Consider the following 10751-nt stretch of genomic DNA (forward strand, 5'->3'; position numbering starts at 1 on the left):
GCCGTACCGGGGTCGCCGTCGGGGCCGGGCGCGGTGCCGGACCGCCGTCGGTGGACCGTGACGTTCGTGGCCGCCCCGGACGACCTGGCGGCCGACGACGGCGCGCTGGCCGTGACCGTCGACGGCGCCGAGGTCCCTGCGACGGTCGAGCGGCGTCACGCGACCCCGCAGCCGGACGGCCCGGGCGCGCGCCCCACGACGCGCGTCTCGATCACGGTCGACGACGTGCCGACGACCGCGACGCTCGCCGTCTCCGTCGGGGCCGCCCCGCAGGTCCGGCCCAACGACGTCGACCCGCTGGTCTTCTCCGTCCTGGACCGCGCGGAGGTCGAGCACGACGCCAAGGTGCACGCCTACGCCGCCGCGACGGGTGACCGACCCCTCGCCGTCCGCCTGGCCGACCTCCACGCGCTGGACCTGCAGCGTGCCGTCGTCGACGCCGTCACGGAGGTCCTCCTCGCCCGCGCGGACTGACCCGGCCACCCACCCCGACGCCGACCGGCGCGGATGCGGGGGCTGAGGGCAGGCACGCCGGGGATAGGCTCGCCGGCACGTCGGGAGGGGTGTCGTGACGCAGGTCAAGGTGTACGGCCGGGCGGACGTCCTGCGGCCGCTGCGGTCCGCGGTCTCGGACGTCCTGCACTCCGCTGCGGTGGACGTGCTCGGGCTGCCGGAGACCAAGCGCTTCCACCGCTTCTTCCCGATGGACCCCGAGGACTTCCCGACGCCGGACGGCCGCACCGAGCGCTACACGATCGTCGAGGTGCTGCTCTTCGAGGGGCGCACCGTCGAGACGAAGAAGGCCTTCTACGCGCGCCTGTTCACGGACTTCGCAGAGCGGCTGGGCATCGGCCCCGCCGACCTGGAGGTGACCCTCCTCGAGACCCCCCGGCACGACTGGGCGATCCGCGGGGTCGCCGGCGACGACCTGGCCCTGACGTACCGCGTGGAGCAGTGAGCGGCGGTCGTCGGACGCAGGGCTCCTGGACCGACGCGCGCCTGCCGGCACCGGCCTGACCCCGCGCTCTGCGCTCACGAGCCGGCGCCGGCGCCCCGCGGTGACTCACCGGCCGACGGCAGCCGTGGTCAGGGGGCCGCGGTCAGAGGGTGGCGAGCTCGCGCTGGAGGTCCTCCAGGCCGAGCGAGCCGAGGGACAGCGCCGCCGTGTGCCACGCGCGCAGGTCGAACGACTCCCCCGCCGCCTCCCGGCGACGCCGCGCCGCGTCCCGCCCGGCGAGCCACGCCCGCTCGCCGAGCTTGTAGCTGATCGCCTGCCCCGGCCACCCGAGGTACCGGACGATCTCGCTGGCCACGAACGCGTCCGGCGAGCCGCTGCGCTCCCGGAAGAACTCCAGCCCGAGGTCGTGCGTCCACCGCTCGCCGGGCCGGAAGGGGGCGCCGTCGGGGATCCGCAGCCCGAGGTGCATGCCGATGTCGACGACGACGCGCACCGCCCGCATCCGCTGCCCGTCGAGGTAGCCGAGGCGGGCGCCCGCGTCGGGCAGGTACCCGAGCTCGTCCATGAGGCGCTCGGCGTACAGGGCCCAGCCCTCGGTGGTCGCGGGGATCGACCCGATGCTCACCTGGAACCGGGACAGCTCCGCCGCGCGGTACGCCCACTGGCCCAGCTGCAGGTGATGGCCGGGGACGCCCTCGTGGTACCAGGTGCTGATGAGGTCCCAGGTGGGGAAGCGGGTCCGGCCCAGCGTCGGCAGCCAGGTGCGGCCCGGCCGGGAGAAGTCGAGCGACGGGCGCGTGTAGTACGGCGCGGCGGCGGCCCCGGGGGGCGCGATCATCGCCTCGACACGGCGCACCGGGTCGGCGACGTCGACGACGCTCCCGTCCAGCTCGGCGATCGCGCGGTCCATCATCGCCTGGAGCCAGACGCGGACCTCCTCCACGCCCTCGACCGCCTCGCCGTGCTCGTCGAGGTGCTCGAACGCCTCGGCCACGCTCCCGCCCGGCAGCACCCGCTCGGCCTCGCGCGTCATCTCGTCCTCGATGCGCGCGAGCTCCTCCCAGCCCCAGGCGTACGCCTCGTCCGGGTCCAGGTGCGCGCCGAGGTGGCCGCGCGCCGCGAGGAGGTACCGGTCGCGGCCGACGCCGTCCGGCACGCCGTCGGCGGCCGGGAGGTAGGTGGTCCGCAGCCAGTCGCGCAGCGCCGCGACGCCGTCGGCCGCCGACGACGCCGCCCGGTCCAGGTCGGCGTGCAGGGCGTCGGGCCCGTCCGCGGCGAAGGTCGCGTGCCAGCCGGGCGCGTCGCCGTCGGGCAGCCACGCGTCGAGCTGCGCCACGACGGCCTCGACCTGCCGGGGGGCGCTGACCGCCCCGGTGGCGAGCCCGGCCTCGAGGGACGCCCGGTACGAGGCGGCGGACTCGGGCACGCGGGCCATGCGCCGGGCGATCACGGCCCAGTCGTCGTCGGTCGCCGTCGGCATGAGCAGGAAGATCGACTGGAGCTGCTGGACGGGGGAGCCGATGGGGCGCAGCGTGGCGAGGTCCTCGTGCGCGTCGTGGAGCAGCAGGGCGGCGCCGAGGCGCTCGGCGAGCAGGGTGGCGCAGCGCCGGTCGTCGTCCCCGCGGACGTGGGCGCCGTCGAGGCGGGCGAGCGCGGCGCGGGCCTGCGTGGCGCGCTCGGCGAGCGCGTCGGGCGACAGGTCGGGCATGCGGTCGTCGCCGGGGCGGATGCCCAGGGCCGTGCCGATGCCCGGGTCGAGGTCCGCGAGCGTCTCGACCCACCGGTCCGCGACCTCGCGGGCGGTGGGCTGCACGGGGGCGGTCGGCTGCACGGGGGCGGTGGCGTCAGGCGTGCGCGCGTCGTCGCTCATGGAACAGCACGCTAACCGGGGCCGGCGACCGACGCCCGCGCCCGCGCGACACCACGAGATCGGCACCTCCCGTCGAGATCGGTCGCTGTACGTGCCGATCTCGGGGCGAACTGCCGAGTTCGCGGTGGAGGTCGGGGCGGCGCACCGGTGACTCGTCGGCCTCCAGCAGGGCTCAGGGGGCCGGGGCCGGCAGGGGTGCGCCGGTGCGCCGCGGGGTGGGGCAGAGGACCTGGCCCCGCAGGCGGAAGACGAGCGCGCCCGCCGTGAGCAGCAGGGCCACCGCCGCGAGGTAGGGCTGCACCGGCGCGAACGACGTCAGGGCGCCGGAGTAGCCGAGCGCGAGGAGGGCGATCTTGTTGCAGACCGGGCACCCGACGGCGAACCACGCGAGGACCCCGCCGGCCATGGCGACCTTGCTGGTGGTGTCGACCGGGGCGTCGTCGTCGGCCTCGGCGGCAGAACGGTCGTCGTCACCGCCCGGACCGGCACCGGGCCCCGTCCGCTGCGGCGCCGAAGGCCGGACGTACGTGGCCGCGAGCATGCCTGCCAGCACGGCCGACGCGATCCAGACCGGGTAGTTCCACGCGACGACGGCGATCTCCCGACCGAACACCGGGTTGGGGATGAGCACGGTCGGGACGCCCAGCAGCAGCGCGAACGCGACGGCGAAGAGCACCGCCGCCCCGACCTGCCGCGGGGTCCAGGTGCGCAGCGCGATCCCGACCGCCCGGGTCGTGCGCACCACCTCCGGTCCCACGCGGCCGACGACGCCGCCCGGTGCCGGCCGGCCGACGGCGCCGCTCACGCCGCCTCGACGGGCAGGCCGGCCTTCACGGCGGAGGTGGCGTACGTGTCGTTGATCGCCACCACGCGCCGGCCCGTCGCGGCGATGAGCGAGGACGCGATCGAGGACCGGTAGCCGGACGCGCAGTGCACCCAGATCTCGCCGTCGGGCAGCTCGTCCATGCGCTTCAGCAGGTCGTGCAGCGGGATGTGCAGGACCCCGATCAGGTGACCGTCGCGCCACTCGTTGACCCGGCGGACGTCGAGCACGGTCACCTCGCGGTGGTGGCGCACCTGCGCGAGGTCGGCGAAGGTCGCCGTCGGCAGGGTGGCGAGGGGCTCGTCGGTCCACTCCTCCGGTCGGCCGGTGGCCTGCGCGGCGGGCCGGTCGATGCCGATCCGGACCAGCTCGCGTTGCGCCTCGGCGACCTGCTCGGGGGTGTCGGCGAGCAGGGTCACCGGGGTGCCCCACGGGATGAGCCAGCCGAGGTAGGTGGAGAACTGCCCGTCCAGGCCCATGTTGATCGTGCGCGGGACGTGGCCGGCCGCGAACGCGGTGCGGTGACGCAGGTCGACGAGCCACTCCCCCGCCTCCAGACGACGGCGCAGCTCGTCCTTGTCGGCGCGCCGCGGTGCGCTGAGGTCCGCTGCGGACGGTCCGGCGGCGTTGGCCGGGCCCATGTGCACGTAGTAGGCCGGGTAGGCGTCCAGCCCCGCGATGACGCTCGCGACGTAGTCCTCCTCGTCCTGGCTCAGGACGGGGTTGACCCGGCGCTCGCGGCCGATCGTGGAGGAGTCGGTGCTCTCGCCCGCGGAGGTCGCGGCGCAGAACGAGCCGAACCCGTGGGTCGGCATGACGACCGTCTCGTCCGGCAGCGTCGCGAGCGTGCGGGCGGACCGGTACTGGTGGCGGGCGAGCTCGTGCTTGTGCTCCTCGCCCAGGAGGTCGGGGCGCCCGGTCGAGCCGAACAGCAGGGAGCCGCCGGAGAAGACGACGGGCTCGTCGCCCTCGAGGACGTAGGAGAGGTGGGTGTAGGTGTGGCCGGGCGTGTGGACGGCGCGGACGTGCAGCGCGGGGCTCACCTCGACGACGTCGCCGTCGCGGATCTCGTCGCGCTCGTAGCTGACGGGGTCGTCGGCGTTGACGTGGTAGCGCGCGCCGACCTGCTGGGCGAGCGCGTAGCCGCCGGTGACGTAGTCGTTGTGGATGTGCGTCTCGAAGACGTCGGTGATGCGGACGCCGTGCTCCCGGGAGAGGGCGAGCACCCGGTCGATGTCCCGCTGCGGGTCGACGACGAAGGCGACCTCGCCGTCGTGGACGACGTAGCTGCGGTCGCCCAGGCTCGGGGTGGCGATGGGGATGATCGTGATGGCCATGGGTGGGTCTCCTCGGGCTCAGGCGTGGGCGTCGGTGACGGTGCCGGTCTCGGTGCCGCTCTCCGTGCCGGTGATGACGGCGCGGCCGGACGCGACCCAGGCCTCGGTGCCGCCGCGGACGGAGTGCGCGTCGTACCCGTGCGGGCGGAGGGCGGTGGTGACCTGCAGGCTCCGGTTCCCGGTGCGGCAGACGAGGTAGAGCGGTCGGTCCGTGGGCAGCTCGCCGACGCGGGCGCCGAGCTGGGACATCGGGAGCAGGACCGCGCCGGGGACGTGCCCGGCGACGTACTCCTGCGGCTCCCGGACGTCGACGACGTACGCGCCCTCGGTGGGCGCAGCGGCGAGCTGCTCGATGGTCACTTCCGACATCAGGGTCGTCCCTCCTCGGGGTGCGGCTTGTCTGACAATACCCCAGGGGGTATGTTTTCCTCAACCCCACGAACCGAAGGAGAACTCCTGTGTGCAGCCCCGCTCGATGCTCCGCCTGCGGCAAGGTGACCTGGTCCGGGTGCGGCCAGCACGTCGACGCCGTCTTCGCTGCCGTCCCGACGGCGCAGCGGTGCACCTGCCGCTGACCCCGCCCTCCGCGCAGTCCGGTGGCCCCCGGACGAAGGGTTTGTCGCGCCTGGGGCGACGAACGCTTCGTGCGGGGGCTGACCGACGACGCGCCGACCGGCGACGACTCCTCGTCGGCCTCGCGGCCGCGCCGCTGCTGTTCCTCGCCTACGCCGGCCTGGGCGGCGCCCTCACCTCCGCGCCGGGGCCCGCCTGGCTCGTCGTCGTCGGCGCCGTGGCGTTCGCCGGCGCAGCCGTGCTCGCCGACTACGTGCCGCGCGCCGGGCAGCGCGTCCGGGACGCCGTCGGGTGCGCCCCCTGCGCGGCGATGCCCGTCCTGACCACCGTCGGCGCGGGCCTGCTCATCGCCTCCGCGCCCGGGAGCACGCCGATGGCGCTGGCCGCCCTGTCGATCGTCGCCTTCGGGCTCGTCCAGCGCCGCGGCGCACCGGTCGCCGCCTGCTCGACGAGCTGAAGCGCCGACGACGGCGCCTGGGTCGGATTGGGTCCTGCGCTCGCCACGGGCTATCCTCACCGGCGAGGTAGCGTGTCCGAGCGGCCTAAGGAGCACGCCTCGAAAGCGTGTGTGGGTGAAAGTCCACCGTGGGTTCAAATCCCACCGCTACCGCCATGGGGTTCTGACACAACTCAGGACCGTCGAGTGACACAACCCCCCTACGGGGCGCCGCGAGGCGCTACGTAGGGGGGTTCGTCACGTTCCGGTGGCCTCAACCCGTTACGGAGGGGCGCGGTCGCTCCGCCCTGGTCACCGCGCCGGCTGCGCGCGGGCGACCGGGGGCCGTGGACGGACCCGGGGGGCACGCCGAGTGGCCCGCGGGCGCTGGCCGGCGGGCTCGTGGTTCTCGGTGGGTTGTGCTGGGCTCAGGCGGCGATGGGGGGCGCGGTGCTGCCGAGCAGCCCGGGCACGGTCAACTCGGGCATCAGGTCCTCGTCGGGCGCCAGGAGCACGTCGGTGCTCTGGAAGCCTGTCCGCTTCGCCCAACGACGGACGATCCGGAGGTTGTGGTGGACGAGCACGCTAGCGAGCAGCAACGCCGAGGGAACAAGTCCGACGATGCGGGTCCAGCCGCGTTGGACGCGCTCGCCGTCGCTGTCCTTGGCCTGGATGCGCCCAAAGGCGCCTTCGACAGCGCTGCGGAGTGCGTAGGTGATGATCCACTCGTAAGATCCCCAGCGCTCACGCTGTCCGAGCTTGCTGCTCAGGGAGGCCGGGATCACGATGGTGGCCTGCTGGAACACCTTGGTCCGGCGCTGCGCGGCCGTCGCAAGGTGCCTGTTGAACGTGGGCTGCTTGAACTGTCGGCTGCCGTCGGGACGCATCGCGGTGTTCGGCCTGAGTGCGTACTGCCCGAGCTCCTCCTGAAGGGCTAGGAAGTCCTCCAACGCGGCAATCGCTCGGCGGTACTTGGCCTTCTTCTTCTCGCTCGCGCGCTTGCGCGGGGGTTTCACCACCAGCTTCGCTGGTACGGGAATGTTGTGAAGCCTCTTCGGTGTCCAGGGGGCGTACGGCCACCCGTCAATCATGAGCACGCCGGTCGCGAGGTCTTTGCGCGCTCCTCGATCTTGTGGGTGCAGGTCGAACACCTGCTCGATCCCGCGAGCGCGCAGTTCGTCGGCCCACGTCTCGGTCGTCCACCTGGAGAAGCCACGGTCGACGACCAGTCGCGGCGTGGGGTTGCCGATCTCCTGGTAGGCATCGAGCAGGCGCACAGTCGGGGCGGCCTTCATGTATCCGCCTGGCACGAGCGCGAACGCCTGGAACAGGTGCAGACCCCCGAAGGGTCCCTCGGGTGCGTGAACGCCGACCCCACCGATGATCTGGTATCCGAAGACGCGGCGTGACCCCTTCTGGTGCGTGCGGGTGCAGTAGTCCCAGCGGCCATCCGGGTCGTGTGAGCGGCTCGTCTGGCGTGCGAAGGCGCTGGTGTCCGGCTGGTAGTCAGCTTCGTGCTTGCTGCTGGGCAGGCTGTTGACGGGCCGGGCCGCGGTGGCGAAACCGCTGGCGTCCAGTGCCAGCGTCGACGCTGCCGGAACGTCAAGGGGGCGGGAGGCGGCGATGAGCCTGTTCATCGCCGTGATGAAGTCACGTTCCCGGGCCGCGCGTTCTTCGGCACTGAGGGGGGTGCTGTTGTTCGGGTCGATGGTGGACCCGTTCGGGCGCGTGGTCCGGGCCGTGTGTGGGGAGTAGTCGTACAGGTCAGCGATGCGGTGGAACAGGTATCGGATCTGCCGGTAGGTCACCGTGCGGGTCACGTTCCGCGCCGTCCACCGCGTCCCGATGGCGTACTGGGTGCTGCTGCCGAGGTAGTCGGTCAACAGGTTGTGGATCTCCAGGAAGGTGGCCGTCCGGAAAAGCCGACCGTGCACGACGATGCACGCGGCCAGGAGCGCCTCGACGGACAACTGCCGGGGTGCACCGCTGCGCCCGGGGCGCAGGCGCTGCTCCAACTCCGGCCCTAGACCGCTGCGGCGGACGACCTCCAGGGCGCGCCGGAACTCGTTGTCCAGCTTCATCGTCCCGCCTCCGGCAGCGAGGCGTCCTCGACGGTACGGACGGCGGCGAGCGCGCCCCGGACCTCCAGTTCGGACGGCGCAGGGCACAGCGGGAGCAAGTCCACCAAGGTGCGCGCGGAACGCAGCCCGGCCAGGCGCAGCACGGTCGGCAGCGGCACCGCGGTGTTCATCACCGCGAAGAGCCACGTCGTGCGCAGCCGGCGGGCGTCCACGTCGACGGTGCCGCTGGCGGTGACGAACTGCCGGCGTACCGCGTCGGTGGCGTTGTGCCGGTCGGCCTTGCGGCCGATCACGAGCGCCTCAGGATCCATTCCCTCGCTCAGGGCCATGGCTCGCCGCACCAGCGGTTCGTACTGAGTCCGGACCGGCACGGTGCGCGGCGAGCGCCCGCGGACGCTCACCTCGAGGTAGGGCAGGCCGTCGGAACCGGTCCTCTCGCACAGGTCGCACAGCCGGATCGACCGGAGGTCTTCGGGGGACAGCCCGGCCCCCAGGGTCAGTCCGATGAGGTAGCAGGCGTTGCGGGTCTTGACGTCGGTGGGCTGGGCGAGGGCGAGCTCGGCGTAGGCCGCGCACTCCTCGGGGCTGTACGGCGCGGCCACCGGAGTGTGACGCACGACGTGGTGCAGGGGGTCCGCTTCCAGGGACCGCAGGCACCGTCTCAGGACCGACCGCTCGGTCGCCGCGCTCGCCGCCGGCGTGCCGTCGCTGAGGGTGCGTTGCACGTACGCCTCGTGCAAGGGAGACCGCAGGAGCTCCTCGGCGGTCGGTGGCATGGCGGGGTTCTTCCGCTCGGGCAGGCTCCAGACCCAGACCAGGAAGGCGACGACGATCGTCGCGGCGTTGCGGGCGGAGACCTCCGACGGGGGTTTGTAGCCGACGACCAGTCGCTGCACAAGCGACCGCAGAGGCTCCCACTGCTCGTCGTCGAGGTCCTGCGGGCGGTAGCGGCTGATCGCCTCACGGACCTGTGGGAGGAGGTCGTCCGCGGACGGGTCGTCGGCCAGGGTGGCACCCTGGGTCGCACGACGGTGAGCCGCCCGGTCAGCCTTCAGACGTGCCTGCGCCTGGCGTTCGGACGGGCGCTTCGGCTTCGGCTTGGTCTTCGAGGTTGCTCGGGTCTGGACCAGCTCCTCACTGAGGTCGGTGTCAACGGCCTGCAGGTAGGCCGCCAGGACGGTGGGTTCCAAGACCACCGTGCCCGCGTCTTGGGTGGAGACAGTGGCCAGCAGCGACGCGACGAGGCCTCGCAGTCGGGACTCCGTCACCACCCGCCCGGTGGCGCCCTCCAGCACGAGCGCGAAGGTCGCAACGGACAGGCCGGCGCAGGCGTCGTAGACCCGGCCGACCTTGCGGATCGGCGAGGTGTGGCGGCGACCGGTGCCCGGTCGCCTCTGGACCGAGATCCCGAACGCCGCGCGTTGCGCGGCACGCAGGGCGGCAAGAACCCTGCCGCTGCCCGCGCCGCTGCCCTGACCGGCGGCGCATTGAGCGATGGCCCTCTCGTTCAGCAGCCCACGGAAGTCCGGGGCCGCCGTCCGGTCCCATCCGCAGGGTCCCGCCAGGAAGGTGGACACGGCGGCGCAGAGGTCGTGCGCCTCCCGGCGCGACATGGGCCCAGCGGCCATGACCAGGGTCTTGAGCGGTCCCTCGGCGAGCGACCAGTCGCCGCCCAGGACGAGGCTGGAGCGGTACTGCGCGACGTACCGGCTGACGGCTTCGGGGGTCTCCATGAACGCACTGGTTCCGGCCGTCGAGCACCGCGCAGTCGTCGCACACCACCTGGGAGATGAGCCCGCGGCAAGCCTCTTGCGGTCGGGTGCGTCGCACCAACGGCTGCCGGTGAGCACTCCGGTGCTCCGCACCACCGGCGGCACCCGCCGACCGGGGTGTCCAACCCATGGAGGACTCCATGTCCGCACACCGCAGCACCCGCAAGCACCGGTCCAACCAGCAGTCCCGCCTCTCGGCACTGCTGGAGCGTCGGGACCAGCTCGGCGCTGACTGGGCCGAGCGCGTCTCCCACGGCCTCCAGGGCGTCGGTGAGCTCACCGAAGAGCTCATGGTCACCGAGTGGGCCCTGACCGAGGGCTGGCCCCACCTCAGCGAGGCCTGGCTCATCCAGTGGGTCCAGGCCGACGCCCGCAAGCTTCACGACCCGGACAGCAACGACCGGACGGACTGCAGGTACTGCACCCAGGCGCGACAGCAGGCCAGCGCCTGAACCGGCTGCGGGGCGAGGTCTCGGACCTCGCCCCGCAGTTGCTGGATCTGGCTGCAGCGCGCCCGAGAGCCAGGCAACGGCGGCTCCTCGAAGTGATCGAGGAGCCGCCGTGGCGTGTCAACGCAGGAAGGCGGGGACCGGTACCCCATCCAGCGTGAGCGCCGGGCGGACCAGACGCCGAGTCTCGGCCACCTGCTCAGGCGTGGAGGGACCGGCTCCGGCCCTCCACGTCGCCCCGCAGGTGCAGCCAGGGACGGGGCAGAGGACAAGTCCTGCCGGAACCGGCCCCTCGATGATCAGGACCATCTGATGATCGTCCATGTCGTGACGGCACAGGCGGCAGGCGCTGCCAGGAGCGATGGGTGCTGGGCTTGGTTGAGTGCTCATGCCCGGCACGGTGGGCGCGAGCAGTCTGGACGCAAGTGGGGCCTGTCCCCGGATCCTGGACA

9 protein-coding genes, 1 tRNA gene and 1 pseudogene are annotated in these 10751 nt (G+C 73.2%); 5 read left to right on the top strand and 6 right to left on the bottom strand.

What is annotated here, in order from left to right; translation table 11 throughout:
• Nucleotides 1–474: pseudogene (locus N866_RS12405) on the top strand (hypothetical protein); the annotation flags it as partial.
• Between the two features lie 94 nt (nt 475–568).
• Nucleotides 569–958: a tautomerase family protein gene (locus N866_RS12410; protein ID WP_034226780.1), complete on the top strand. Its 390-nt coding sequence runs from the start codon at nt 569–571 to the stop codon at nt 956–958.
• Between the two features lie 142 nt (nt 959–1100).
• Here the strand turns inward: N866_RS12410 and N866_RS12415 are convergent, their stop codons facing one another.
• From N866_RS12415 to N866_RS20980, 4 genes are all read right to left on the bottom strand, one after another.
• Complete coding sequence (locus N866_RS12415; protein ID WP_034226781.1) at nt 1101–2828, bottom strand: DUF885 domain-containing protein; 1728 nt, start codon at nt 2826–2828, stop codon at nt 1101–1103.
• A gap of 172 nt (nt 2829–3000) precedes the next feature.
• Entirely contained in the window at nt 3001–3633 is a 633-nt protein-coding gene (locus tag N866_RS12420; protein WP_245612580.1) for a hypothetical protein, read from the bottom strand.
• Nucleotides 3630–4988, bottom strand: a complete 1359-nt coding sequence (locus N866_RS12425) for an MBL fold metallo-hydrolase (protein ID WP_034226782.1) — start codon at nt 4986–4988, stop codon at nt 3630–3632. Before N866_RS12425 ends, N866_RS12420 begins: the two co-directional genes overlap by 4 nt.
• Nucleotides 4989–5006: 18 nt before the next feature.
• A complete protein-coding gene (locus N866_RS20980; protein WP_052023001.1) occupies nt 5007–5357 on the bottom strand; it encodes a rhodanese-like domain-containing protein in 351 nt (116 codons plus the stop codon).
• Nucleotides 5358–5547: 190 nt separating this feature from the next.
• On the opposite strand from N866_RS20980, the gene N866_RS12435 reads away from it, so the two are divergent.
• Complete coding sequence (locus N866_RS12435; RefSeq protein ID WP_034226783.1) at nt 5548–6018, top strand: hypothetical protein; 471 nt, start codon at nt 5548–5550, stop codon at nt 6016–6018.
• 66 nt (nt 6019–6084) lie between these two features.
• A tRNA-Ser gene (locus tag N866_RS12440) sits at nt 6085–6174 on the top strand.
• 251 nt (nt 6175–6425) lie between these two features.
• Here the strand turns inward: N866_RS12440 and N866_RS12445 are convergent.
• Nucleotides 6426–8078: a hypothetical protein gene (locus N866_RS12445; RefSeq protein WP_034226785.1), complete on the bottom strand. Its 1653-nt coding sequence runs from the start codon at nt 8076–8078 to the stop codon at nt 6426–6428.
• Nucleotides 8075–9811, bottom strand: coding sequence for a hypothetical protein (locus N866_RS12450; RefSeq protein WP_034226786.1), 1737 nt, complete (start codon nt 9809–9811; stop codon nt 8075–8077). The genes N866_RS12445 and N866_RS12450 overlap by 4 nt, the downstream gene beginning before the upstream one ends.
• Nucleotides 9812–9990: 179 nt before the next feature.
• On the opposite strand from N866_RS12450, the gene N866_RS12455 reads away from it, so the two are divergent.
• A complete protein-coding gene (locus tag N866_RS12455; protein ID WP_155855342.1) occupies nt 9991–10302 on the top strand; it encodes a hypothetical protein in 312 nt (103 codons plus the stop codon).
• Nucleotides 10303–10751 lie beyond the last annotated feature (449 nt).

Source organism: Actinotalea ferrariae CF5-4 (assembly GCF_000603945.1).
Classification (GTDB): Bacteria; Actinomycetota; Actinomycetes; order Actinomycetales; family Cellulomonadaceae; genus Actinotalea; species Actinotalea ferrariae.

Coding starts and splice junctions, on each gene's coding strand:
- N866_RS12415 (WP_034226781.1), bottom strand. CDS start 2,828: ATGAGCGACGACGCGCGCACGCCTGACGCCACCGCCCCCGTGCAGCCG.
- N866_RS12425 (WP_034226782.1), bottom strand. CDS start 4,988: ATGGCCATCACGATCATCCCCATCGCCACCCCGAGCCTGGGCGACCGC.
- N866_RS20980 (WP_052023001.1), bottom strand. CDS start 5,357: ATGTCGGAAGTGACCATCGAGCAGCTCGCCGCTGCGCCCACCGAGGGC.
- N866_RS12445 (WP_034226785.1), bottom strand. CDS start 8,078: ATGAAGCTGGACAACGAGTTCCGGCGCGCCCTGGAGGTCGTCCGCCGC.
- N866_RS12450 (WP_034226786.1), bottom strand. CDS start 9,811: ATGGAGACCCCCGAAGCCGTCAGCCGGTACGTCGCGCAGTACCGCTCC.
- N866_RS12455 (WP_155855342.1), top strand. CDS start 9,991: ATGTCCGCACACCGCAGCACCCGCAAGCACCGGTCCAACCAGCAGTCC.